Origin of the sequence: Marinobacter gudaonensis, assembly GCF_900115175.1 — a bacterium.
GTDB lineage: Bacteria > Pseudomonadota > Gammaproteobacteria > Pseudomonadales > Oleiphilaceae > Marinobacter > Marinobacter gudaonensis.
In genome coordinates this window covers 1-23306 of sequence record NZ_FOYV01000003.1, presented here as the reverse complement: position 1 = coordinate 23306, position 23306 = coordinate 1, and the positions used below count along the sequence as shown (strand labels likewise).

General features: G+C 53.7%; 29 protein-coding genes. 5 read left to right on the top strand and 24 right to left on the bottom strand.

What is annotated here, in order from left to right; genetic code table 11:
- Window positions 1-169 precede the first annotated feature (169 nt).
- Entirely contained in the window at window positions 170-1207 is a 1038-nt protein-coding gene (locus tag BM344_RS14965) for a fatty acid desaturase family protein (RefSeq protein ID WP_091991971.1), read from the top strand.
- 116 nt (window positions 1208-1323) lie between these two features.
- On the opposite strand, the gene BM344_RS14960 is transcribed toward BM344_RS14965, so the two are convergent.
- Entirely contained in the window at window positions 1324-2595 is a 1272-nt protein-coding gene (locus BM344_RS14960; RefSeq protein ID WP_091991969.1) for an MFS transporter, read from the bottom strand.
- Between the two features lie 138 nt (window positions 2596-2733).
- Here BM344_RS14960 and BM344_RS14955 point away from each other — a divergent pair, with 138 nt between their 5' ends.
- Together BM344_RS14955 and BM344_RS14950 are read left to right on the top strand one after the other, a co-directional pair.
- Window positions 2734-3777: a TauD/TfdA dioxygenase family protein gene (locus BM344_RS14955; protein WP_091991967.1), complete on the top strand. Its 1044-nt coding sequence runs from the start codon at window positions 2734-2736 to the stop codon at window positions 3775-3777.
- 59 nt (window positions 3778-3836) lie between these two features.
- Window positions 3837-4046: a hypothetical protein gene (locus BM344_RS14950; RefSeq protein ID WP_091991965.1), complete on the top strand. Its 210-nt coding sequence runs from the start codon at window positions 3837-3839 to the stop codon at window positions 4044-4046.
- A 10-nt stretch (window positions 4047-4056) separates the two neighbouring features.
- Here BM344_RS14950 and BM344_RS14945 read toward each other — a convergent pair whose 3' ends face one another.
- The gene (locus BM344_RS14945) at window positions 4057-4443 is read right to left on the bottom strand and encodes a phosphate-starvation-inducible protein PsiE (protein WP_091991963.1); all 387 of its coding nucleotides are present in this window, start codon (window positions 4441-4443) and stop codon (window positions 4057-4059) included.
- Window positions 4444-4466: 23 nt separating this feature from the next.
- On the bottom strand, window positions 4467-5387 hold the full coding sequence (locus tag BM344_RS14940) for a M14 family metallopeptidase (protein ID WP_091991961.1): 921 nt from the start codon (window positions 5385-5387) through the stop codon (window positions 4467-4469).
- Window positions 5388-5514: 127 nt separating this feature from the next.
- Between BM344_RS14940 and BM344_RS14935 the strand changes: the two genes are divergently transcribed.
- Together BM344_RS14935 and BM344_RS14930 are read left to right on the top strand one after the other, a co-directional pair.
- On the top strand, window positions 5515-6999 hold the full coding sequence (locus tag BM344_RS14935) for a glutamate--cysteine ligase family protein (protein ID WP_091991959.1): 1485 nt from the start codon (window positions 5515-5517) through the stop codon (window positions 6997-6999).
- Window positions 6996-8042 carry a M14 family metallopeptidase gene (locus BM344_RS14930; protein ID WP_228143658.1) on the top strand — a complete coding sequence of 349 codons (1047 nt, stop codon included), beginning with the start codon at window positions 6996-6998 and terminating at the stop codon, window positions 8040-8042. The genes BM344_RS14935 and BM344_RS14930 overlap by 4 nt, the downstream gene beginning before the upstream one ends.
- A gap of 9 nt (window positions 8043-8051) precedes the next feature.
- Here BM344_RS14930 and BM344_RS14925 read toward each other — a convergent pair whose 3' ends face one another.
- The 21 genes from BM344_RS14925 to BM344_RS14815 all read right to left on the bottom strand — a co-directional run bounded on the left by BM344_RS14925 (window position 8052) and on the right by BM344_RS14815 (window position 23194).
- Entirely contained in the window at window positions 8052-8486 is a 435-nt protein-coding gene (locus tag BM344_RS14925; protein ID WP_091991955.1) for a hypothetical protein, read from the bottom strand.
- A 96-nt stretch (window positions 8487-8582) separates the two neighbouring features.
- Complete coding sequence (locus BM344_RS14920) at window positions 8583-10601, bottom strand: PA domain-containing protein (protein WP_091991953.1); 2019 nt, start codon at window positions 10599-10601, stop codon at window positions 8583-8585.
- A 195-nt stretch (window positions 10602-10796) separates the two neighbouring features.
- On the bottom strand, window positions 10797-11045 hold the full coding sequence (locus BM344_RS14915) for a hypothetical protein (protein WP_091991951.1): 249 nt from the start codon (window positions 11043-11045) through the stop codon (window positions 10797-10799).
- A gap of 68 nt (window positions 11046-11113) precedes the next feature.
- Window positions 11114-11467 (bottom strand): hypothetical protein, encoded by a 354-nt coding sequence (locus BM344_RS14910; RefSeq protein WP_139229649.1) that lies wholly within the window; start codon window positions 11465-11467, stop codon window positions 11114-11116.
- An 81-nt stretch (window positions 11468-11548) separates the two neighbouring features.
- Window positions 11549-12364 carry a GIY-YIG nuclease family protein gene (locus tag BM344_RS14905; protein ID WP_091991947.1) on the bottom strand — a complete coding sequence of 272 codons (816 nt, stop codon included), beginning with the start codon at window positions 12362-12364 and terminating at the stop codon, window positions 11549-11551.
- 65 nt (window positions 12365-12429) lie between these two features.
- Entirely contained in the window at window positions 12430-12891 is a 462-nt protein-coding gene (locus BM344_RS14900; protein ID WP_228143657.1) for a DUF6998 domain-containing protein, read from the bottom strand.
- 82 nt (window positions 12892-12973) lie between these two features.
- Entirely contained in the window at window positions 12974-13438 is a 465-nt protein-coding gene (locus BM344_RS14895; RefSeq protein WP_091991945.1) for a GNAT family N-acetyltransferase, read from the bottom strand.
- A gap of 96 nt (window positions 13439-13534) precedes the next feature.
- Window positions 13535-13993 carry a hypothetical protein gene (locus BM344_RS14890; protein ID WP_091991943.1) on the bottom strand — a complete coding sequence of 153 codons (459 nt, stop codon included), beginning with the start codon at window positions 13991-13993 and terminating at the stop codon, window positions 13535-13537.
- A gap of 190 nt (window positions 13994-14183) precedes the next feature.
- On the bottom strand, window positions 14184-14582 hold the full coding sequence (locus BM344_RS17780; RefSeq protein ID WP_208603448.1) for a GFA family protein: 399 nt from the start codon (window positions 14580-14582) through the stop codon (window positions 14184-14186).
- Between the two features lie 60 nt (window positions 14583-14642).
- Window positions 14643-15179, bottom strand: a complete 537-nt coding sequence (locus BM344_RS14875; protein ID WP_091991941.1) for a hypothetical protein — start codon at window positions 15177-15179, stop codon at window positions 14643-14645.
- 104 nt (window positions 15180-15283) lie between these two features.
- The gene (locus BM344_RS14870; RefSeq protein WP_091991939.1) at window positions 15284-15709 is read right to left on the bottom strand and encodes a hypothetical protein; all 426 of its coding nucleotides are present in this window, start codon (window positions 15707-15709) and stop codon (window positions 15284-15286) included.
- A gap of 528 nt (window positions 15710-16237) precedes the next feature.
- Entirely contained in the window at window positions 16238-16678 is a 441-nt protein-coding gene (locus BM344_RS14860; protein WP_091991935.1) for a hypothetical protein, read from the bottom strand.
- A 105-nt stretch (window positions 16679-16783) separates the two neighbouring features.
- On the bottom strand, window positions 16784-17530 hold the full coding sequence (locus tag BM344_RS14855; RefSeq protein WP_091991933.1) for a hypothetical protein: 747 nt from the start codon (window positions 17528-17530) through the stop codon (window positions 16784-16786).
- Between the two features lie 88 nt (window positions 17531-17618).
- Complete coding sequence (locus BM344_RS14850) at window positions 17619-18662, bottom strand: hypothetical protein (RefSeq protein ID WP_091991931.1); 1044 nt, start codon at window positions 18660-18662, stop codon at window positions 17619-17621.
- Window positions 18663-18770: 108 nt separating this feature from the next.
- A complete protein-coding gene (locus tag BM344_RS14845) occupies window positions 18771-19001 on the bottom strand; it encodes a hypothetical protein (RefSeq protein ID WP_091991929.1) in 231 nt (76 codons plus the stop codon).
- Window positions 19002-19098: 97 nt separating this feature from the next.
- Window positions 19099-20097, bottom strand: coding sequence for a hypothetical protein (locus BM344_RS14840; RefSeq protein WP_091991927.1), 999 nt, complete (start codon window positions 20095-20097; stop codon window positions 19099-19101).
- An 83-nt stretch (window positions 20098-20180) separates the two neighbouring features.
- On the bottom strand, window positions 20181-21119 hold the full coding sequence (locus tag BM344_RS14835; RefSeq protein WP_091991925.1) for a DUF4917 family protein: 939 nt from the start codon (window positions 21117-21119) through the stop codon (window positions 20181-20183).
- A 100-nt stretch (window positions 21120-21219) separates the two neighbouring features.
- A complete protein-coding gene (locus tag BM344_RS14830) occupies window positions 21220-21621 on the bottom strand; it encodes a hypothetical protein (protein WP_091991923.1) in 402 nt (133 codons plus the stop codon).
- A gap of 124 nt (window positions 21622-21745) precedes the next feature.
- Window positions 21746-22243: a hypothetical protein gene (locus BM344_RS14825; protein ID WP_091991921.1), complete on the bottom strand. Its 498-nt coding sequence runs from the start codon at window positions 22241-22243 to the stop codon at window positions 21746-21748.
- Window positions 22244-22328: 85 nt separating this feature from the next.
- On the bottom strand, window positions 22329-22700 hold the full coding sequence (locus tag BM344_RS14820) for a hypothetical protein (RefSeq protein ID WP_091991919.1): 372 nt from the start codon (window positions 22698-22700) through the stop codon (window positions 22329-22331).
- Window positions 22701-22798: 98 nt separating this feature from the next.
- A complete protein-coding gene (locus BM344_RS14815) occupies window positions 22799-23194 on the bottom strand; it encodes a DUF2750 domain-containing protein (RefSeq protein WP_139229648.1) in 396 nt (131 codons plus the stop codon).
- Between the last annotated feature and the right edge of the window lie 112 nt (window positions 23195-23306).

Here is a 23306-nt window from a genome sequence, read left to right as displayed (position 1 = left end):
ATAGTGATCGTAGGTGATTCTCTCAGGTCAGTCTGTTCGCTGCCGCACATAGGGCGAAGAGGGTCAGATCAGACATTGTCCGGGTCCGGAAAACCGGCGAACCCCGCCTTGAGCCATTGGAAATTCTCTCGCGAGAGATCTAGTTTTACAGTCAGGGAGGGACGTAACCATGCGTCAGGATAATGTCCAGGTATCGGACGACAACGCGCCGGAGCACAGCGAAGGTATCCGGGTTGGTCGGAAGCTGCTCGAGGCCACCAGACCGTATGTCGAGCAATCTGCGGCAACGAGCTGGTGGCGCGTGGCTTCTACCTTCGTTTTAATGATCATCGCGCTAACGGCCGCCGGACTGGTTCCCTGGTGGCCTCTCCGGCTGATGTTCTCGGTGTTGGGCGGCCTGCTGATAGTGCGCGCGTTTATCACCTTCCACGACTACCTTCACGGTGCGATTCTCAAAAACTCCCGGGTTGCGTACTGGCTGTTCCATGCCTTTGGCGCGCTGATGCTGACGCCAACACGCTCCTGGCTTGCCAGTCACAATTACCACCATGGCCATGTTGGTCAGATTTCAGAAGCCAGTGTGGGCGCCTTTCCGTTGATCACAACACGTATGTGGCGAGACTCAACCCGGTGGCAGCGTTTTACCTATCGCGCCCAACGGAATCCATTAGTAGTGCTGTTGAGTTACCCCATTGTCTTTGGATTTAACATCACGCTCCTTCCCTTTCTGAGAGCCCCCGTCAAGTATCTCGACTCCCTGGCGGCCATGGCCAGCCATGCCGCATTGATGACCGTGGTATGGGTTTTGGGCGGGTTCACCACAGTCTTCTTTGTGGTCCTGTTGCCCATGACGCTCGCCTCGGCAATGGGTTGCTACCTGTTTTTTGCCCAGCACAGCTTCCGGCGTATGCAAATTGCCTCACCCGAAGCCTGGACCTTTTACCGCGGCGCCATGGAGTCTTCGAGTTTTATGCGAATGAATAAGGTTATGCAGTGGTTTACCGGCAACATTGGCTACCACCATATCCATCATCTCAACGTTCGCATTCCTTTCTACCGGCTTCCCGAAGTGATGGCAGCCATTCCTGAACTGCAATCGCCCGCGACAACGAGCCTTGCTCCCGGCGAGATTGCCGACTGTTTCCGATATGCACTGTGGGATGAAGAGAAACAGCGTATGGTGTCTTACCGGGAGGCCGGCGGTTGAGTCTCCACCTTGAGAACAGTGGTTACCCTGCCGGATCTGCAGGGCATTCCATTGACGATTCCGGCAACAAAATGGCGCCGGCATGGTCCCGCTGTTCTTCATCATCCTGATGGTTTTCAGTAGCTCTCACTCTTACCCGTGACCGGTGTTAGCGGCTCTCCCTCCTCGTTCTGAAGCTGATAGTCGTAAGCCGCCTGCAGACCGGTGTCCAGTTCGCCCTCATCCTCGGGATCGTACTCGAGATAACGGGGGTAAAACGGCGACAGTATGGCAACCACAATTCCAATCACGCAGAACAGGGCAAAAGCGTCGGCGTAGCCGATACTCCCCACCAGCGTACCCACCACCGGCGAGCCACTGGCCTGGCCCAGGGAAATGGCGATAAACGGCAACACCGGCCCCATGGACAGCCGACCGGGCAGCAGGCGGATGCCGGTCATCAGGTACAGACCGGTGAGACTCATGTAAGCGAGACCAAACACCAACGAGGAAAACGCCGCAATCGCCAGATTGTCCGGGCTGGCCGCCAGCAGCGCCAGGCTCGCGGCCAGCATCATCAGCATCAGCGCCTGGGTAATGGGCGGGTTGTTGCGATCGGCCAGGTCTGCCACCACAGCACCGCCGAGGCCGGCGATGCCCACACCCAGCCACAGCCACCCGGTGTAATCAGAAGGCATCTCGCCAAGGTTGACCACCAGATCCGGCGCAAAGATCCAGTAGGCCGCGGACACAAACCCCATCATGAAAGCGAACAGTGACAGCCGGAACAGGCGCCACCACTGGTCAGCGCTGATAGGCTCGGCCGGTGCTGCGTTAGAAGGCACCACCCGGGAAACCGAAGGAATAAAGAACCACGTGGCCAGCACGCCAATCAGCGCCAGAACGGCAAAGGACGCGTATGCATACCGCCAGGCCCCGGCCAGGAAAAGAATAGTGGGAACGGCGACGATAACGCCGATACTGGTACCGGCATTCATGACCGAACTGACCCGACCGTGCAATGAACGCCTCACCAGGGCCTGCATGGCGGCCGTCAGGGCCGGCATCATCAGCCCGGTGCAGATGCCACAGGCAATCACCCCCAACCCCAGCGAAATGGCGCCGCCAGCCTGGCTGATCAGCCCGAGGCCAACCACCCCGAACAGCCCGGACGCCATCGCGGTGTTACGGGCACCGAGCCGATCGGCAGAAAGCGGCGCAAGGAGGGTGGCGAACACAAAACTGATCAGCGGCAGCGCACCAATCACACCAATCACGTCGGGCGCCAATTCCAGATCGGCCCGGATGGGCGGCACAAACAGACCAAAGGCAAAACGCGCCAGCCCATAGCTGATGGCAATCAGGGCGGCACCGAGTAACGCAAAGGCTGTGCTTGATGGAAATTTCATTCCACCTCCAGATCACTGGCTTTTGTGTTGGCATCCACTGTCAGCGTAGCTGCCGGGTCAATCATCGACCAGATTTGAACTGGAAAATCCGCCTGGGTTAGTCTGTATAAAAAACGAACACGAGGGTGACTCTCAGAAATGGCAACCGTTCCCCCACTCAGCGCCGACCGTGTTTCACTGATTGAGGAAGCAGGGCTGACCATCAAACAGATCGAGCCCATGGGGGCAGAGATTTACGGCGCCGATGTTCGAACGCGATTGCCAGAAAGCGTAATCGCGGCCCTGGAACAGGAAATGGCCAACCGGGGTTTTATCGTTTTCAAGCACCAGACCAACCTTTCTGCGGAAGAGTTGGTGGAGGCCAGCCGGTGGTGGGGCGCGAACGAAATTCACTCCACCCATGGCGTTCACCCGGCAACGCCTGGCCACAACCGGCACATCTTCCGATGCTCCAACGACGCCCGTTACGGCATCCTCGGCGTCGGCCCGCAATGGCACAATGATGGCAGCTTTGAGGCCGCCACCTTCTCCCACAGCGCCTATTACATGGCACGGGCGCCGGAGCGCGGTGGCGGTACCCACTTTGCCCACCAGGGCGCGGCGTTCGATGCCCTGCCACCGCAGAAGCAGGACTTCTGGCAACGGCTGGTGTCAGTGAATTCCGCCTCCAGCGTGACCCACCCCGTGGTGCACACCCACCCCATTTCCGGCCGCAAGAGTGTATGGCTGCATCTGGGCATGACCGGCGCCGTCATCGAACGACTGCCCGACGACCAGCTGACACTGGACCAACTGAGGATGCTGCCGGCCGACGCCGACAAATTCCGCCTGCTTGATGAACAGACCATGAAAGAGCTGTTCAACGACTACAACGAGCTGCTGAACAACTCCTTTGAGGGGGGCTACGGCACCCGGTACCAATACGACACCGGCGACCTCCTGTTTGTTGACAACTGGGCGGTGGCCCACCGGGCCGCGCCGGAAGCCCACCTGCCCGCCGAACAGCAGGGCCTGCGAATCATGGACCGGGTAACGGTAAAGGCCAGGCAGAACCTGGCGCCCCACTTCGGGCTGCCGCAGTACATCAACATCACCGGCCCCCATCCCTTCAACCAGGATGGCGTGTGGCAGGCCGGAGGCGTGGGGTTCCGCTGGAAAGACGACATTCGCATGCAGAACTGAAGGGCAGGCGTTCAGCGCGAATTAATGCTAATGTTGCGGCTTTCACCAGAGGGGAAGACATGGCCAACCTTTCCAAACACCAATCCGGAACCGCGGGACATTCCTGGAAACTGTCGGCAGTGGCCGCCGTGGCATCGGTTATCGCCGCCATCGTCAGCTTTGGCGAGGTGTCGCTCATCATCACCGGCCTGATCCTGCTCACCGCCGTCGGCTGGGGATTCACCGCCCGGGATAACCGACGCGCCCAGCAATCACCTGAAGAATCCTGAGCACCTGCGGCTAATCGTCCGGTCGGGTCTGGTTGAAACGTGTTAGCACCCAAGCCGCCACCGACAGGATCAGAATGGCCACGGCCTCATAGAGAATGTTTTCTGGCGCCATGTCCTTGCCCTGAAGAATGATCAGCCGCGCCAGGGCAGTGATGGCAATGAAGATCGGGAAGACCGAAGCCGACCGCCGATTCGAATAAAACACCGCAACCATGCCGATCACCTCCATGTAGAGGAACATCAGCAGGATGTCGCCGAGATCCAGTGTTTGTGCCAGGTACAGAGACCGGATCTCTACGAAAACGCCCACCAGCGTCATCACTACCACGATAAACAGAAGAATGCGCTCGATAATCTGGAACAGCTTGAGCGCGACGTTTTTCTCTGAAGAGTTCATCTGGTTCGCCTTACAGGATGGATTTAATTCGCCAGCGCGTAATCGATGGCCGCACACACGGCCGCCACCTGGGCGGCGTTGCACTGGTCCGGGGTTACCTGCTGGCTGTCCGGATACACCTCGGTGGTGGTTCGGAAGGGCGCACGGGTAATACTGGTGCACAGCCCCCACTCGGTGAGCGGATAGGCAATCACACCCCGGGCCAGCACCGGTGAGCCGAACAGCTCGCCTTTGTCATCGGCCGGGGCGATGTGAGTGACCTCTTCTACCGCCTTGACCACCGCCTGCTGAAAATCCGGATTGGGAGCGGCGCTGTCGTCCACCACGTAGAAGCCATCGGGAATACCGGCCGGCTCGAACGGCTTGCCATCGCGGGCCGCCAGCGCCGGGCGGAACTCGGATTCGTCGGTATCGGTAGTCTCGTGCAGATCCATGTGCAGCAGGGCACTCTCACGAATGGGCGCCACCAGGCGCAGCAAGGCCTCAGATTCTTCCACGCCGCTGCCCTCGCGGAACGACCGGTTGGGGTCCTGCGCGTTGGCATTCCACCGGTGGATACGCTCGTAGGCCCAGGGACTGACACAGGGCGCCACCAGCAGGTTTACCCGGCCCGCGTAATTCGCCGCGCGTTGCTCCAGAAACTGCAGCGCACCGTGCACGCCGCTGGTCTCGTAGCCGTGCACCCCGCCGGTAATCAGCACCACCGGCAGGTCGTTGTTCCAGCTGCGGCTGCGTAGGGCCACCAGCGGGTATGCATCCTGGCCGTAGGCAACGCGGCCGTATTCCTCAACATCAAAACGTGAGCCCAGGCGGTCGGCCGCGGCGAGCACATCCTGTTCGTAGCTGCGTTGACGGGCCTGGCGAGACAACCACTCGGCGCGCTCGTTATCGCCCCAGGGTTTACCCGGGGTGCCAATGGGATAGGGATGGGCGGTGGAGCTCATGTCGCCTGTCTTCTCCTTTGCTTATTCGTGTTGAGGTACGGAATCTTCCGCTACTATCTAGTTAAGTAGGTCTTGGCTATTTAAGTAAGTCCTGGCTAGTTAAGAAAGTCCTGGAGATGATGCCACCGTGGGACTGTCGATCAAACAATCGGAATTTGCGGCGGAAGACTTCGAGCGTTTTTCGGCCAAGGTGCGAACCGACCTTGCCGCGCTCCGTCGTCTTCTGGACAGACCCGACTTCGGCGAGGGTGAGAGCTCCATCGGCGCCGAAGTGGAGTTCTACATCGTCAACCCCGATCTCTACGTTCAGCCCATCAACACCGAAATCGCCGACCGCGTGCAGGACCCTCAGCTGACGGTGGAACTCAACCGCTTCAATCTCGAGTACAACCTCACGCCCCAGGCGTTCAGCGGAACCCCCTTTGCCCGTACAGAACACGAGCTGCTCGCGGCCACCCGGTGCATTAACCAGCACGCCAAACCGCTTGAGGGTGAACTGGTGCCGATCGGCATTCTGCCCACCCTGCGCCAGTCCGACATGGGTGCCGAGGTGATGACCGATCTGCCTCGCTACCACGCGCTGTCGAAAGCGCTGCTCAAACAGCGGGGCGAGCCGTTCAGTATCCACATCGGCGGCAATGATGTCATCGACCTGACCGCCGACGACGTGTACATGGAAGGCGCCACCACCTCCTTCCAGCTGCACTGGCGAGTGCCCGCCAACCGGTTTGCCGACTATTTCAACGCGGTGCAGCTGGTTACACCCATCGCCCTGGCCCTGGCCAGCAATTCACCCAGCCTGTTTGGCCACCACCTCTGGGACGAAACCCGGATTGCCCTGTTCAAGCAGTCCATCGACAGCCGCTCGCCCCACCATAAAACCTGGCGCCACCCGCCCAGGGTGTATTATGGCAACGGCTGGGTACGCAGCGCCTGGGAACTGTTTGCCGCCTCGGCCTCGCTGTATCCCCCCATCCTTCCGGTGCTGTCCGAGGAAGACCCGATGGCGATGATCGACCACGGCCAGGTGCCGGAACTGGCCGAGCTGCGCCTGCACCAGGGCACCACCTGGCCCTGGAACCGGGCCATTTACGATCACGCCGACGGTGGCCACCTGCGCATCGAGATCCGCTCCATGCCAGCGGGGCCCACCGCCGTGGATATGTGTGCCAACGGACTGTTCGTGATCGGCGCGGCCCTGGCCGTGCTCGACGACATTCATCACCTGACATCCATACTTCCCTTCCACTACACCGAACACAACTTTTACCGCGCCGCCAAGTACGGCATCGGCGCCGAGATTATCTGGCCGCACAAGGATCAGGTTCAGTTGCAGGACACGCCCCTGCTGAACGTGGCCCGGGCGCTGCTGCCAAGGGCGCGGGAAGCGCTGCAGCGCACCGCCGTGGACGACACCGAGATTGACCGCCTGCTGGGCATCATCGAAGGCCGCATAGAAACCACCCTCTCCGGCGCCCGATGGCAGCGTTACATGACCCAATCCCTGCTCCGCTCCCTTGGCCCGAGCGACGCATTCCGGAGTATGCTGGCGCTGTACATCGCCAACCAGAAGCAAAACACACCGCTCCACGAATGGACACTGTCACCGTGAGCAATTCCAACCGGCTTGAGTACCTGAACGACCCGTCGCCCCAGACCCTGGGCCGCTCGCCCCTGGAGTGGCTGGAGCGCCTGAACGGGCCAACGGTGGTGCGGGTGGCGGGCCGGGATCGTTCCCGAACCCGGGCCATGGCCACTCTGAATCATGGCAACGAACCGTCCGGTTTTTTTGCCCTGCACCGTTGGCTGCTGGAACAGCGCACGCCCGAGGTGAACATGCTGTTCCTGCTCGGCGGTGTTTACCCGGCAAAGATCCCACCGGTACTGACACAGCGCCAGCTACCCGGTGGCCGCGACCTCAACCGGTGTTTCAAAGAGCCCTTCGAAGGCGATGAAGGCGCCATCGCCCACGCCCTGCTGGAAGAGCTGCGCGACGCCAACCCCGAATGCCTGCTGGACGTGCACAACACCTCCGGCACCGGCCCCGCCTTCGCGGTAACCATCACCAACGACGCCGCTCACCAGGCGCTGACCTCGCTGTTCACCGACCGACTCATCATGACCGACCTGCGCCTGGGGGCACTGATGGAGTATTCGGAGCAGGAGGTGCCCACGGTAACCATCGAGTGCGGCGGCGCCCAGGACGACCACGCCCACGAACTGGCTTACGAGGGCCTGGTTCGTTACACCTCGAGAGCCGACGTACTATCACTGGAAAAAGCAGACTGGGACGTGGCCGTACTGCGCAACCCCATTCGGGTGGAGCTGGCGCCCGAGGCCACCATTGAATACCGGCTTGAACCGACCGGCCTGGCGGACCTCACGCTGCCGCCCGACATTGAACACCGCAACTTCGGCGTGGTTTCGCCAGACGAACCCCTGGGATGGGTGGGCAAAAAGGGCCTCAGCATACTCAACGCCATCAGCCACAACCGCACGGAGAACGTAACGCAGGTACTTCGGGTGAAGGACGGCCAGGTTTACCCGGCCCAGGCCATCAAGGCCTTCATGATTACCACCAACCCGGCCATCGCCAAGAGTGATTGCCTGTTCTACGCCGTGAAGGCCACCGGCGACCCCCTTTTTGAATCGTAAACGAACCGATCAGACCCCGCCTGAATCCGTTTTCCGGCGCCCGTGCTCCGGGCGTCGCCGCTCATCGCCTTCGGCCGCGGTATAAAGTTCTGTCTGCAGGGTCTGGAGACGCCGATCGGGCTCATTGCTGCGACGGTCGTTCTGGTGGGCGTATTTACAGTCGCACCCGGACACATTCGTGCATTCATCCAGGGGTAAGGTGGGCGTGTTGTGATGGCTGTCCAGAAAAAGCTCGTCCTGCAAATCCTTCGCGGCCTGGCAGGCATTCGCTCCCGGAACAATCCGCGTGGCCGGGAAGTCAGCCTGGCCGCTACTGGCCGCAGCCCGACTGCCCGCTTTTCGGGCGCGCCTGCCCGCAACACGCCTCTTGCCACCTGTGGACTTCAGCTTCCACAGCACTACCAGAACGGCTACAACACCAGCCAGTATCAGGAAATACACCATACAACATCCCTTTAAACGTTCGCTCTGTCTGAAGTAACAAACACCAGAGGGGGGCTTGCGCCCCCCTTCCATTTTTCACCGATTGCCTGCCTGTGGCTAGGGTGTCGGCGCGTTGCAGTACAGCGTGCTCGTGGCGTCTTCACACTCCCACTTGAATATCCACAGCCCGGTGCTGCGATCGGAGCCCAGAATGAACTGCTCACCATTCACTTCGGTGACCGTCACACCCCAGAAGTTCGAGCCCGCCCGTTCGCCGAATTCCTCACCGGCGATAAAGCGTCCCACCTCGTGCACGTTCCAGGACACCACGCCTTCGCCCTGCGCGTTGGTATGGAAGTGGCCTGGACGCCACTCAACGGCTCTCATGCCCAGTGAGTACCAGGAAATGAACACCCGGTTGGGTTGCTGGGGATCGGCCTCCAGGTTGTGCATGGTGAGGTCGCCTGCGCCCGACGCCAGTGCAGGATCTGTCAGCTCAGCCGGCGCGTAAAAGCCGATTTCGCCCAGATAGCCCACGGTAACCGGGTCCTGAGCGTTGGCGCCCATACCAACCGGAACGGTGACATCGCCCTGGGTGTTATTCAGCACATGCAGGTAGCCCCAGCCATCGAAGGCAGCACCAATGGTGCTCGCAATGCCGGGTGTGCCGACGGCCGGTAACGCCGGGTTGGTGCCATCGTCCGCACCACACTGCGCCGGGTCATAACCGTTAATGCCAAGAATGCCGAAGCCGGAGGAACGAGGCACAAAGACCATCGGAATGCCTGCCTCTACCAGCATCGAAACGGACGCCTCGCAGCGGTCCGGCCCTACGCCGTTAAACACGATACCGGCGGAGTAACCGGCGGCTTCGATGGTTTGTGCCTTGGTTGTAAAGGCGCAAACGCCGCGCTCAATAACCGCAATGGATGCCCCGGTTTCCGCGGCGGTTGGAATCGCCTCGCCACAGGCAAGGCCAACGAATACCGTGTTCCCCGTTACGCTTTCAATCGCCGCGCCCGGCCCTACCTGGGGCACATCACTGCCCTGGGATGCCGGGTATTCATTGCTACCGACAATCACCGCTGTGAAGAATGCATCAAAATCTTCATCGCCACCGAAAATCTTGTCGAAGCCATCGCCACCAAACACGGCCGCGTGGGCATTTCCCTCGGCCGGGCTGATGCCCAGAACCGGGTCGATTTCCGGATAGGTGGAGTCTCCGAGGAACACCGGATTGGCGGGATCATTCACGTCCAGAATGATAAACCCGGCGTCCCAGTAAGAGAGCACCGCATGCCAGTCTTCCCCGGGGCCTGGGTCCATGTCATTCACCCAGATATCGTGCAGCAGGGGAGCCGCGAAAACACCCGTGAATAACTGGCCATCCGCTGCCACTTCCGGGTTGGTCTCCAGCCAGGTGCCGATGCCCGTGGTTGCAATCTTTTTCGGCGCCTGTGGCTTGGTGATGTCGGCAATGATGACATCGTCAACGTTGATATCGTCGACGATCATCAGGAAGGTCTTGCCGGCTGCGGTAGTCCAGGCAAAGGTATTGTGTACGGGGGTGTCCAGAAAGTTCTGCTTGAGGGCATGGGGCATGGTTGGGTCGGTCACATCCCACAGCGAAATGCCGCCCTGCCCCTGTTGTTTGCCGCCGTTGCCACCACCAATGGCCTGGCCATTGCCTCTCAGCGGGCCACAGGGTTCCAGGGAATGGATGAGAACCGATTTGGCGCCAACCTTATGGACTTTGACATCGTTGATCCGGGTATTGGGTGGCGATTTGATCATGCCGATGGTGGTGGGATTCGCCGGGTCCCGGATGTCTGAAATAAACACGCCGGACCGGTCACACGTCGGCTCCTCAAAGGTGCCCACATAGGCATACCCTTCGTGGGCCCAGACATCCGTGTATTTGCCATCGGCGATACCGCCCAGCGCATCGTGACCAATCACCGTAAAACCGTAATTCACATTGCTCGGTACATGGCCGTCGGGGTTGGGGGTATCGTGCAGGAGGTGTTTGTTATCTGCTTTACTACCGTCGGAGGCGCCGTCTTCGTGGGCCCAGACCGGGGCGCTTGCGACAGTCAGGCACAGGGACCCGACCAGTAGAGTCGATCTCATGTTCATTGAAACTCTCCTTGTATCGAGGTTTTAGCGCGCCGCGTTGCGTTCAGAATGAGGGGCTGTTGTTTTCAGCGGCACGGCTTGATCGCTCACTACTCCATAACGATCATATTGAGTGTTACCCGTTTCCTTCGATAATCAAGGTTGGCTGGACAAAAAACGACCAGAGTGTTGGAGCGTTGGACAGGCGTCTCATTTTTAGTCGACCTTCACGACTTCCCCATTCCCTATGTACCTGAAAAGTTGCCCCTCATCATCTCTGAAGACCTCCCCAGAACTGATGACCGCCGGCTTGGAAGATATGACTCTCAGCTCCCCGGTATTCTGGTTAAGCAAATAGACAACACCTGCGGAGGTTTCAAACAGCGAGAAGTTAGGGGCAGCTGACATCGTCGTGTTGTCGCACCCTGTGAGAACAAGTGCGGTGAGAAGAATCCATGGCCTCATCGAGAGTCTCCCTGAGGATTAGCGCTTGCATAGGCTGCACGTCTCACGCTGCCGCCTTCCGTTTTTTGTCAGACTCCATCCTGAAGCACGAACCGTAACGTTTCCGCTGCTTCTGCCAGGTAAGAAAACTCACCATCCTGCTCCTCCTTGAGTCGGTAATAGACCATATTTCTCTGGTCTAGCAAGCGAGGGCCTGAAGCAAAATGAATATTGACCTCAAACCCATAATCCACACCGTGAAACGCATTCAACACTTCAACCAATTGATCGCTGTGCGGGTTCCGGAAGGTCAGGCGATGTGTGTAAGCGGAGCTCTCATCCAACGCGGGTTCGAAGCCAAACTCCTTCTGTAAGAAAGCAAAGTGTTCCATTACTTGCGCTTTGAATTCGTGGCCTAATGCCGCAATGGAATGCTCATTCATAAGGTGGCCTAACATCAAAATCAGGAGATCGGAAACCGCGCCGAGGTTTCTTCGGTCGCCCTGAGTTTACTCGATATGTTCTTAATTTGAGTTGTAGCCATGCTCTCTCGTCAGGAGAACTTCCTTCCAATGAGATTCGCGACGAAGAACCTCTTTCTCACTGGAATGAATATCTGCGATTTCCAGCACAGCAAACCGAAAATTCTCGGCAGAAACTGCCCCAGTTTCCCGAAGCAATTCTCGAAGTTCCTTGTTGCCACCATGGCCAGTAGAGGCGTACTGGCTCCACCGCTGCCAGATACCACCTTCGCCAGTGGCGCTACCGACATACAGTTTACCGCTTGCGGTATCTGATATTACATAGACACCCGCGACATTGGATAAAGCGGTACGCCAAGACTCAATTGATTGGCGCACGATTGCATCAAGCTCTCCCTTGGATAGATTGATGCTGCGATATCCCGGGAACTCCGCAATGGAGAGTTTTTCCGCTTTCAACTCTGCTACAGAAATGTGGGCAACCCAGGTTTCAGCATTCAAGTACGACTGCCTTCCTGTGCGGGAAAAGGACACCACCAAGCGCCCTGCAAATTCCTCGCATGAGACATCTGGAGCCATCTTGTAATAGTGCAAATTATGCTCACTCTTCCACTCGGAACCATGAGCCGTATAGAGCCCGGCAAATAGCCACTGATTTTGCGCAGGGAGCGAAATCAAAGCGATAACGTATTTCCGTTGGAAATTGCGTTTTGTTTGCCATCGTTGCCATTCATCGAAATTACCAGCCAGGAAAACATCGACTGGATTCTCTTTTCCGTTCCAGGTGGCCAGATGGAGCTTGCATTCCTCGGGGACGAGGCCAGGGTTTGAGACTTGAAGGAGATCGAATAACTGCACTTTGTGAACCTAGCACTGAAATAAGATGCGTTCGGCGGTCATGGGCCGAGAACTGCTGCGCCCTTTTAAATGGCTCTTGGCACACGATCCGCCTGAGCCACTGTTTGATTGAGTTGCCGGAGTTTGTTTAGGGAGACTTGAAACTGGCCGTTACTCGGTCGCCTTTTACCTTGGAATTGCTCCCAAACAACGGCTCCTGGCCCGTTATAGATTTCCTCGAATGTACCATCACGCAGGATCTTGATGACGATCGCATGCTTCGGCTGGCTCCGGAACGCAACAGAATTTGACTGAGTAGCCTTGATCTCGACTTCCAAGCCGGCTTCGGTGACAGCGTCGTAGCCTTTGTTGGACGCTGTCTTCAGCTCAAGATTGTAGGCGTCAGCCACGAGGCATTCACCCAAACTGCCAACCATATGACCATCCGGGGTGAAGTGCCTGCCTGGAAACATTTCTTCTAACTCATTTACTGTGGCATAGAGCTGCTTCACCAAGGCCTGGAATTTATCGTGATCGATCATAAACATTTAACGCTGGTGGTAACCGGGGCCAGAGCGCAGCGGAGGGAACCCAAAACGGTACGCTTTGGGCGTGCGGTTGACCGCCTTGTTACATGGTGATTCGATAGTATCGGCCATGCTCTCCACCCTTAGTTCCGCTATGTGTGGACTGCCAACCCAATTTTTCAGCTACCCTTTTGCTGGCAACATTTTTATCTGCAATGAAAACCTGGACGGTCTCTAAATCAATATCCGCGACCAGCTTTTCAACTGCCAACTCACACGCCCGGACAGCTATGCCGCTACCCCAAAACTCTGACCTGATGAAGTAACCAAAATCTGGAACGCCATCTATTTGTTTAACCCCGCAGAACCCGATAAATTCATCAGTATCTACATCTGCGACAGCGAACCGGGCCGGATGAGCGAGCGCACTTTCGAACCATAAAGCCGCCTCGTCTTCAGTCAGAGCGCGGCGGGGCCCAAGAAACCTCATTACCTTCGGGTCACGAAGCATGGCTAATACATTCGCTTTATCTTGGTGTTGAAGATCCCTCAGTTTCACCGCAGTCATAACCCTGAATTCACTATGTAACGCCCGCCATCACCGGTGACAAAACCGGCGCGAAGCAGGGGTTTCGGCATCCGGTGCATGACTTGGTTGTACGCTCTAGCGGATAGCACGAATATCCTCGATATCCACAGGACGTGAGAGAGCAGATTTATATTTAATCAAATCGTCTTTCAGCATAAGTGGAAGGTCTATGCCCAGCAAACGCACGATCGCATATCGAGAAAAATCTATTTCCAGCGGAACCCAATCTGCTTTTCCTGCATCGAAGATTTGCGGTCCGTCAGCGTTACCGACCTCCACCTTGATGCCCTCATAGTTGAACTGGACGTAAGTCAGATCCCAGCCCTCCTCCTGGCGATGGGCAGCGGCTTTCGATACAAATTCCTGGCCGGCCTCAACCACAGCCGAAAAGCATTCACCGGGGACGAAAAGGTCGATGTCATTCAGAGTCCGTTCAGAGCCATACCCCTTTGCTGCGAGACCGCCACAGATCAAAAAGGGGATATTCTGATCTCTGAGTAACTCGACAATCCATTGGGCTGCCAGGTGGTGCATGCGTTCTCCTTATTGGGCATAGGGCCAAGCGCAGGGGCGCACTACCAAGGGAGTCATACGGCCACCGGCCGCGTATTGATGCGTCTTGTTAACCCCTGAGTTCCAGGTCTTCCCGAATGACCTCGGGATGGCGAAAGGCAATCTCGATGAGCGCCTTTGCCGGCCCGGAAGGTTTACGTCGTCCCTGCTCCTATTCGGGTAACCGTTGGTGTTGATTGTATTCATCGTTGATTTCGTACCAGCTTACTTTTTGAGAAACAAATGCGTGATACTGTTTGCTCGGCTGCACGATGGTATCCAAAGTGCCAACGCGCAGGCGCTTGATACCGGGTAGATCGTCTCGCGCGCTATACAGCGGACTACCGCACTCGCCACAGAAAACCCTGCGTTTGCCTGGACTAGCACTGAACTCCTTTAAGTACGCCTGACCTTTTACGAGACGAAACTTGTTAGCTACAACCGGCGCAACAGCTACGAAGGCAGTTCCCTGGCCCTTTTGGCATTGATTGCAGTAGCACCTGGAGATTTCGTTGATTTCGCACTCGTACTCGTACTGCACGTTTCCGCACAGGCAGCTTCCTTTGTGCATTCGTTACTCCGTAAGACAGTGAGCGCCCTAAAGCCGGCCCGCAGACGCACTGGTTAAAAGTCACTTACTCCCAGCCTCACGAAACCTCCGAAGCAGCCCGCTAAGACCATTAGCACGTAAGCAGAGGAAAAGGCCTATTGCCATTTCTATGACTGTTACAGCCTGATTAATGAGATATTTATGGGAACCATCCTGCCCCCACAGACGGCTCGTTTCACCATGGCTGGAATACCACCACCAAATGCCATTATCGAAAACATCAGGTTTGGCGAAAGACAGAATGTAGACGCCGATGATTACAAACGCGGCTGTTTCAATGTCGTGAACCGATCCGTTGAGGATCGGTTCCTGGTTCTTCGATTTCGGTAGCAACCAATTTGAAACAGATACCGGAAATTTGATCATTAATAGCGCTGCTGCCAATAAAAGGCCAACCTGGGCTGTAGCCAGAAAGCGGACAAGGGTCAGTTCGTTTTCGACGTTTGACTGAAATTGAAGAATAATCTGGTACTGGTATAAACCCGTCTTAATAGCATAAATCAGAGCAAAGATTCCCAGCACTCTGATTCCAATCGCCAGTAATTCGATGCTCTTCATCTTTCCTCTACTTTTAACGCCAAGGTAACGGGCCGCTTTGGAGCAAAGCCAAGGGCGGCGCGGAAAAGCGCTCCCGTTGACCGTTTGGTTACGCGATCAGGTGGCTACGGGAAATATCCTTTGGCCGCTATCCCAACCGCCTCAAAAAAACGACCATCTAAATCATCATCCTTTTCGGGCACAACACTTCGCCACAAACTGAACTGAAGATCTTTGAATATAAAGCTACGACCAAGCTCAGGATCATTTTTATCGTATTCTGTGAATTGGCTCAGAAAGCTTACGATTTCATCAGCCGCCGTACTGTGGACCGGCAAATCTTGAAAGTAGGCTACAAATCTGTTCGAATTTGCCAGCTCAATGAACTCAACACAATCATTGTCATCGTAGTCCACCATGAAGCCTGACAGAAATCCTTCGCGTTCATTGTGGGTATGCTCGGGAACCCCCAGGATCGCGTGGACATCCGCACGGCTCATCCCGAGCTTTATTGGCCCAACTCCAATGTGCGGTTCAATTTCGAATTTCATGAGATGCGGCTCTTCGTATAACGCCGAAGCACAGCGGCGCCACGTCAGTGGCGTCCGGCGGCCATCGGCCGCGACCTGCTGCGCCTTGTTATAAATTACTCAACATACTTGTCGTACGCCCGTTCTTCGCAGAGTGCATGCCACACCTCTTGCGGAATTAGCTTGCTCGCCCAACCGTAGTAGCCCCACGTTTTAGTGAGATCTTCTTGCCAACAATCGTCGCAGATCAAGGAATGATAATGAACGTGGCCCGCCATGATATCCAGATAGATCTCGTGGAGACTCTTCGGGTTGTTGCAATAGCATTTGAACTTCTTATCTCGAGTTCTATCGGTGAGAGGGCCAACTAGCCTCTGGTAAATGAGGGGGTAGTTTTTCTTCAACCGTTGATGAACGGCATCCAGGACATCAACCCTGTCTCTCTCAAGAGCGTTGTCACGGAGACGTAACAGCTCCTTTTCGGAGTCATATCGCCCTTGGTGGATTTTGGATACGAGGCCCGTCATTGGACTACCTCAATTTATAACGCTAATGCTCAGCCACCGCTTTAGCGGTCGGCTGGAGCGCCTGGTTATGTTTTTCAACTTCAACTGAGAGCTGTCTTTGCTTCTCGGCGAGCCCCTCCACGGAACTCAGAAGTTGCGTAATTCGATCCCTCTGATGATCAATAACCCGAGCTTGATCGGCGATTTTCTCCTCCAATTGCTGTTTCTCGAAGGATGGAGTCAAAAACGGAGCAACTACCAACCCCACTGTTGCTAGCGCCAAAATGCCTGTTAACCAGTTAAGCCTCTTTGAAAGACTCTCATTAACTTTGGCTGCCCTAACAGTGATCACGGATTGAATTAAAGCTTCTTCGCTCTGATGCCCAGAAGGATTGTTATTTAGTCGCTCCACTACTTGGTCAAGTGGCGCTTTGAGATACTCCTGAGCAGTAGGTTTAATAGTTTTTGTTGCGAAGTCATCCATAAAACTTTCAACCCTTCGAGAACATAACGCCTGGGCTCAGTGGCCGATTTGAAGGCGCAACGCGCCGGAAAACCGGTCCGCCCCAGCCCCTGGTTATGTTCGCAGCTAAAGTGCACCCTGTATCCCACCAGCTCTGACCTCTTCCATATAGCCAGAATCAGGAAAAAGATCAGCGTACTCCTCTATAACCATTTTGATCCTATGTTCTATTCTCTTTGCATCGGACGTTTTGAAAAGCAGGAACTGCTTGCCCGAAATGTACCTTTCCAGCCTTGGTAGAAGCATATCTCTGACGAAAACCATGAGGCGCGCAGCCTCGTGATCCAAGCTCGACAAAATGTCCCAGTAGGTATTCAAAATATCGGCTTGAGCGCCCTCATCTTTGGCCAAAAACCCATCTCTGCTTTTTAGATTCTCTTTTACGAAATCGATCAGATGCGATTGGTTAGTGTCTTCCTCATGCAAGTAGACCAGCATGTCAAAAGCCTGGATAAGCTCAATATCGTCGTAACCTACGAGCAACTTATAATCGGCGGGTAAGTTATTAAACTGCATAGACTTTGTTTTCAATATATCGAATTCATCGGCCAGTAGAGTCGTTTTCAGGAGTTCTGAATCACCATCGATTATTCGTTCCGTTGCCTGAATGTGAGGGACGATCGTGTGCTTCTTTACGATGATGGCTGAATAAAGGATTCTATAGGCGACATCTAGCATGTAATTCGCAGTAAACAACCGCTGCTTCTGCTCTTTTTCAAACCTCACCAGTGCCTGAATGGCGATCACCGATAGGGAAGCACCTAATGTCGCCAGGAAAGGGAGCATAAGCTTTTCTTGTAGTAAGAACTCCATGATTAACTAGCCAATCCCTTCAAACATAACGCTTGGCTTTGCGGCGCTCCGGAGCGCCAGCGCAGGCGCGTCCGACAACAGCCACTTGTTAAGAGCTCGGCCCGGTAAGCAGTGAATATAAATACGCTGCCACTATTGAACTGCTGGCGGCTATTAGCCAAGACAAAATACTAGGCCAGGCTCGCTTAAACACACCGGGTCGCGATTGTTCTAAGTAAATAGCGGTATTCGGTATCAGTTTATTGTGAACAAAAAGAAGAAAACTCAAAAGAACGAAAACGACCACAACAAACAGGGTACGGTCCTGCCATTTTTCTATGTCGGGTATCACAATCAGCATTGCAATGAATATGACCGCATTCAGATTTAAACCGTACTTTCTATACGTGGTGACCAAAGAATTCTGTTTTGGGCGCAGTATCTGGTATAGAGATTCAGCTTTCCCTAGAACCCATGATTCGTTAATACCGGATACTCTTATTTCACTTGCGCCGGACTGAACAAACTCAATGACAATGACACGATTGATTCCGTACGCCTCAGGCTCTTGAATGACAAGTTTCAGATAATTGAGAGTGCCGATATCATCAATTTTCTCAAGAAAGTCATCTGCATATTTTGTAAGCTCACTACTTCTTTGGGCGTAGGTAACAATAACACGCCCAGCCGTGAAGTCCTTCTTCATGAAATTGATGAGTTGAACGACATCTTCCTTGAACAAACGCAGAGAACCCACTTGGAGCGTTTTGTTATGAATCTGCTCTGGGTTACCAGGCTTCGATTCCACAGCGAATTGAGAATCGTTGCTAGAATGAGGGAATAATTCAAAAGTCCCAGCGGTACCTATGGTGGATTCCCAGTCGCCTCTAATGTTGCCATCTCGGTTAAGCGAACCAGAAATTGTTACGTTACCCAATTCCACGCCTTCCGGTGCGTATTCCGGCGTGCAATCCATCATCAATCTTTCATTATCCACCGACCCTTCACATTGATAGACGGACACACCAAAGATCGAATCCATGATCCGAAGGCGTCCTTTTATCGAGTTGCCCTCTTGGTCTAAAGCAAGGAAAACATTGCCAGTATTTGTGCCAAAGATTCTCCCAGCCCATTTGTTGGCAAGTTGCTTCATTGTTTGGTTGTCCCCTTACTCTTAACGCCGGCCATAAGCGGCGCCCTGTCAAGGGCGTCCGGTGGAGGGCCGTCGGCCCGGAACAGACTTAATGGCTTTGTTAAGTCTTTACCCACATTCCCCATGGCTGAGAAACTCTAATATCGCCACTGCGGCCATAATTGCAGTGGCGAAAGATGCAACGATCACTGAAACGTTAACCCACCACTGAAGCTTAATTTTCTGCTCTGTGACGATACGCTTTCCATTCCAATAGAGGTTTGTTTCGTCATCAATTCCCAGTGAGCCCTCTTTCCCATTATCGAGCTGTTGAGAGAATATCTCGTGAACTTTAGTCACTTTCGGCTCCTTTCTTGGAACTTAACGCTTGCAGCATGCGCGCCCTTGGAATGGAGCCAAAGGCGCAATGTAGAGGGCGTCGCCGTGCCTGCACTGGTTAGAAATTATTACCTCGAAGCGATAGCTTAGCACCCTCAGCTAATACGGTACGAACAATTGACAACACCCCCTCACGTCCGAGATTTTTGGACTCTGAGGCCAAGACACCTCCGATAGATGTTTTCTGTTGAATAGCGTCCGGAACCATATTCAGAAGTTCTAGACTTTTTGGTGTTAATGTTGAGTTAGATACACCCCCATAAAATTCGTTACCCACCCATAAATAACCGGCACTAGACAACCACCGGATAGTCGCTGCCGCCACTTCCGAAGAGGTCATTACTGTATTAAAGAAATCTTCGTTGTCCTCGGATGGAAATTGACTAGCCACCCGGCTTCCAATTTCATCAAACTTTAGATCTACTTTGACCGGGAACTGCTCATAACAAGCACCCAAAATATCAGCAACACAAAAATTAAAAAATTCTATGTTCTGCAAGGAGTGACCTTTAACTTTACACTCACCCGGTGCGCTGATATTTTGCTTTATATTTTTTCCAAAACTCTTGCAGATGTGGGTCTTTCGCTTAAATGCGAAACTAAATCCACAGCCATACACAAAGGCCACGAAAGCGAAAAATAATGACAAAAATGCTATTCCCTGTGCTGAAGGCCCAGTTTCAGGGTTCCGATAAACAAATAAAGAAATAGCTAGCATTGTTGCTGTGGCCGCTGAACCAAAAACATATATAGTTTTCGGCATTTCTCGAAGAACTTCATCGACATAAGAATCAACATATTTATTGTCAAAAACCTTCCCAATAGCTGAAAATAACCCTATAACCATTAGAATTGCCAAAAAAGTAAGTCCGATTTCCGACAATGCACCGCTGTTGATTTTTTGGTTGGCAAACTCTACTAGCTTATCTTCGCTATTAAGAAAATTCGAAGTAAAAACAGCAACCATAAAAAATACTGCGATTTGCGATAAAAATATAACAAATTCACTAAAAACGAACTTTCCGAAAGTCTGCTTGTATTGCTCTACTCTCTCCACTTGGAATCCTCTATAAATTCTAACGCCTTGGCTTTGCGGCGCACCGGAGCGCTAGCGCAGGTGCGTCCGACAACAGCCACTTGTTAGAAACCCTCAAAGATACTCCACTTGCAAAGATCATGCTCAGATGAGTCATGAAGCTCAACTTTGACACCCAATCTAGAATTCAAGGTTGAGTTAAGATGTTCTTTCTCCCCTTTACTCAGCTCATTAAGCTTGAACTGATAAAAGCGCACTCTCTCTACTGCTGACTCCCTAACAGCTTCTATAATATGACCATCAACTTCGGGGTTCAGACTATGCCCATATATATCCAACTCGCCTGACATTGAGCGCAGCTCATCATAACAGAATGATAGATATTGATTACTTTTGATATTTGCAAGCTTTTCCTCAGGCGAGCCCTCAGAGATGAAGAGAGGATAGCCGTTTTCGTTACTTATACGATCTTGAATAGCCTCGTCTAAGGTGGCATGTTCTCCTTTACTTATTTTCTTTATTTTGCTGTCAATTTCAAAAATAAAAAGCGCTCCGTGCAAAAAGTAAATTGCATCTCTTCCACGCTTGTCTACATTCGTTCGATCAAAACACCCATCTTCAAAGAAAAAGTCAATAATATTAAAACTTTCTCGCCCCCTTCGGGCCCAATAAAGATATATGTCATAATTTGTTGTAAATGTGTTGTTATACTTTTTTAGCGCTTTATTTAACTGCTGCGGGTCTAGTCCATGGTCCATAGGGCCGCGAGGGTTCATGCTTTGTATAGCTTCAATCAGTTTGGCGCGAATCTCATCACTAATTGATTGGCTCACAATTACCTGTCCGTCAGTGATCGCCTCCATTACATCTCTTGCATCTCGAACTTTGGTTAAGAGATGCTCAAAATCTACAGTGTTTAACTTTTTAAACAGACGATCTACAGCCGGGGAGGACTCTCTAGTGACCTTTTCACGCAGAGACGAGTAGGAGAAGTCTGGAGAAATTGAAATAGAAAGGCCGTTCCCGATTAGCAAGTTTTTCACAGTCTCCCCTCGTTTCTAACGCCAGCCATAAGCGGCGCCCCGACAGGGGCGTCCGGTGGAGGGCCAAAGGCCCGGAACAACCTTCATGGCCTTGTTAGGCCTATTTACTTTCACTGGACTTCGCCTGAGCAATTCGATTTTTTGCAGCCGCCAGTGCACCTTCAGGCCACACGTCAACGGTACTACCCTCTTTCATGTATTCGTCCGTGAATATTTGGCTAAACCACACAGGGTCATATTCACCAGATTCTGAAGTGAAGTGCTCACGATTGCGGTACCAAAGGTCAAGGATGGCAACGTCGATGGTGTCGGATAAGTGAAGGGTCTCCTTCACAACCGCTCTCCAATCGGATGCCTGGGTATCGAACACTCGCTGGATATTCATGCTCTGAATTGATGCCGACTTATCTTCTGGCAAGTACCCGATCACGTCTTGGATGTATGCCTCGAAGAAGATGTAGACCGGATTGGGCCCATATCTTGGGTGATCCTGAATACTCATTCCCGCTCCCTGAACTAAATGAGAGACCAATAGGGCTGAAAAAAACACCAAAGCTTTGTTCATCGACCTGCCTAACGCTGAAGCACACCGGCGCCATGCCAATGGCGTCCGGTGCTGTGACTTGTTAGTGATTCTCGAGCCATCGTTCACTCTCTGCGACAATCTCAGATTTGATCTTTTGCATACCTGCATCCCTTTTAGAATCGTCCAAATCATCGACGGCGAAGTACAGGCCATAGAGCGTCTCCACTCCGATGGAGTCACCAACGTAATGCTTCACATCTTTGTGGAGATCGAAGCGTTTGATGTCCCGCCACAGAACCGAAAGTTCAAAGAGTGGGTCCACCTCACCAGCCGCAATCAACTCAAGGTGGTGACGGACAAGCTGAAGGATCGCTTTTTCGAAACTTGGCATCGCATACCCCAAATCCCTGACAGCCAATTCGAAAAGAGGTGAAATGGCATCCCAGTTTTTTGCGGTCTCATCCAGAATAGCTACTAGGTAGTCAGAATAGGCACCTTCCATTAGCTTCCTGTCTGCATACTCAACAAGATCTTCGGTGCTCAATCCCCCAGCAGCATACCTAGCGATGAAAATTGGCTCAGGACTAGACATATCCATGCTCACTAACGCCAGCGTAACGGGCCGGTTTGGAGCGCCAGCGGAAAACCGGTCCCATTGACGCATTGGTTAAATGGTAGCGGGCTTAACCGATGCTACCGTCCGCAACCATAATTGTCCCATCCGGTAGCTTGAGCACCCAGGGCTCGTAATGAGTTGCGGAAAAGCATTCAATCGCCAATCCATCGTTTAAGTGCAGCACAACGTCGAGAGGCACAATACCGGACGGACTGGCTTCTATTATCTTTGCTCCTATCAAGCTCCGAACCTGGTCCTGCGTGGGTTCTGCCTCTGCTCCGTACTCGAATCCTTTTTTTGAACTTACTCGCCAAGCAGAGCGTGCAGCAAAAGACCAGTTAGAGCCTGAGACAATTAGCTCCTCATTTTCCCAGGAGGCATGCTCGATAACTAAGGGAATGCTTTCCTTCAGTTTCGCTATGTAATAGGGATCTTCCATGGATCTTATCCATTTAACGCCCGCAGCATGCGCGGCTTTGGAATGGAGGCGAAGCCGCAATGGAAAAGACGTCGCCGTGCCTGCGATGGTTATGCTTTTTACTCATACTGAGAGGCCTCATCTCTTAGGCATTGCGCCAAGTCGAACGGCTCCATAACCCAGAAAACCCACTCTTTGTTTGGAAATACCGCGACCTTAACATTGTCAGCCTCAAAGGTTGGCAGCCAATGGGATAGAAATTCTTCAAGTGGTATCTCTACCGCATGATGGCCAGGGAAATGCTCATCAACAATCTTTTGAGCATACTCGGGGTGCGGCCAAACGGGGAAATACTCTAAATCTTCGGGAGTGATCGGAACCAGCCAGCCAAGATCGTTTTTGACACCCCACAACTGCTCCCAATCAGCAACCTTTCCAACAAAATGAGAGCTTCGGTCAGCACTGCTAAGTGCTAACACAGCATCGAATTGTTGGGGATTCATTTTGTAAGGCACTCGAAATCCTTGTGAGCATAACGCCGGTGGTAATGGGCGGCTACGGAGCGCAGCGTAGTAGGCGTCCCGTTGACCACTTGGTTAAATTCAATCCGAGACTTTCGCTGCCGTC

What these genes read in the sequence shown, in the direction of transcription:
- BM344_RS14965 (WP_091991971.1), top strand. Translation starts at nt 170, where the DNA reads ATGCGTCAGGATAATGTCCAGGTATCGGACGACAACGCGCCGGAGCAC.
- BM344_RS14960 (WP_091991969.1), bottom strand. Translation starts at nt 2,595, where the DNA reads ATGAAATTTCCATCAAGCACAGCCTTTGCGTTACTCGGTGCCGCCCTG.
- BM344_RS14955 (WP_091991967.1), top strand. Translation starts at nt 2,734, where the DNA reads ATGGCAACCGTTCCCCCACTCAGCGCCGACCGTGTTTCACTGATTGAG.
- BM344_RS14950 (WP_091991965.1), top strand. Translation starts at nt 3,837, where the DNA reads ATGGCCAACCTTTCCAAACACCAATCCGGAACCGCGGGACATTCCTGG.
- BM344_RS14945 (WP_091991963.1), bottom strand. Translation starts at nt 4,443, where the DNA reads ATGAACTCTTCAGAGAAAAACGTCGCGCTCAAGCTGTTCCAGATTATC.
- BM344_RS14940 (WP_091991961.1), bottom strand. Translation starts at nt 5,387, where the DNA reads ATGAGCTCCACCGCCCATCCCTATCCCATTGGCACCCCGGGTAAACCC.
- BM344_RS14925 (WP_091991955.1), bottom strand. Translation starts at nt 8,486, where the DNA reads ATGGTGTATTTCCTGATACTGGCTGGTGTTGTAGCCGTTCTGGTAGTG.
- BM344_RS14920 (WP_091991953.1), bottom strand. Translation starts at nt 10,601, where the DNA reads ATGAACATGAGATCGACTCTACTGGTCGGGTCCCTGTGCCTGACTGTC.
- BM344_RS14915 (WP_091991951.1), bottom strand. Translation starts at nt 11,045, where the DNA reads ATGAGGCCATGGATTCTTCTCACCGCACTTGTTCTCACAGGGTGCGAC.
- BM344_RS14910 (WP_139229649.1), bottom strand. Translation starts at nt 11,467, where the DNA reads ATGAATGAGCATTCCATTGCGGCATTAGGCCACGAATTCAAAGCGCAA.
- BM344_RS14900 (WP_228143657.1), bottom strand. Translation starts at nt 12,891, where the DNA reads ATGTTTATGATCGATCACGATAAATTCCAGGCCTTGGTGAAGCAGCTC.
- BM344_RS14895 (WP_091991945.1), bottom strand. Translation starts at nt 13,438, where the DNA reads ATGACTGCGGTGAAACTGAGGGATCTTCAACACCAAGATAAAGCGAAT.
- BM344_RS14890 (WP_091991943.1), bottom strand. Translation starts at nt 13,993, where the DNA reads ATGCACCACCTGGCAGCCCAATGGATTGTCGAGTTACTCAGAGATCAG.
- BM344_RS17780 (WP_208603448.1), bottom strand. Translation starts at nt 14,582, where the DNA reads ATGCACAAAGGAAGCTGCCTGTGCGGAAACGTGCAGTACGAGTACGAG.
- BM344_RS14875 (WP_091991941.1), bottom strand. Translation starts at nt 15,179, where the DNA reads ATGAAGAGCATCGAATTACTGGCGATTGGAATCAGAGTGCTGGGAATC.
- BM344_RS14870 (WP_091991939.1), bottom strand. Translation starts at nt 15,709, where the DNA reads ATGAAATTCGAAATTGAACCGCACATTGGAGTTGGGCCAATAAAGCTC.
- BM344_RS14860 (WP_091991935.1), bottom strand. Translation starts at nt 16,678, where the DNA reads ATGGATGACTTCGCAACAAAAACTATTAAACCTACTGCTCAGGAGTAT.
- BM344_RS14855 (WP_091991933.1), bottom strand. Translation starts at nt 17,530, where the DNA reads ATGGAGTTCTTACTACAAGAAAAGCTTATGCTCCCTTTCCTGGCGACA.
- BM344_RS14850 (WP_091991931.1), bottom strand. Translation starts at nt 18,662, where the DNA reads ATGAAGCAACTTGCCAACAAATGGGCTGGGAGAATCTTTGGCACAAAT.
- BM344_RS14830 (WP_091991923.1), bottom strand. Translation starts at nt 21,621, where the DNA reads ATGAGTATTCAGGATCACCCAAGATATGGGCCCAATCCGGTCTACATC.
- BM344_RS14825 (WP_091991921.1), bottom strand. Translation starts at nt 22,243, where the DNA reads ATGGATATGTCTAGTCCTGAGCCAATTTTCATCGCTAGGTATGCTGCT.
- BM344_RS14820 (WP_091991919.1), bottom strand. Translation starts at nt 22,700, where the DNA reads ATGGAAGATCCCTATTACATAGCGAAACTGAAGGAAAGCATTCCCTTA.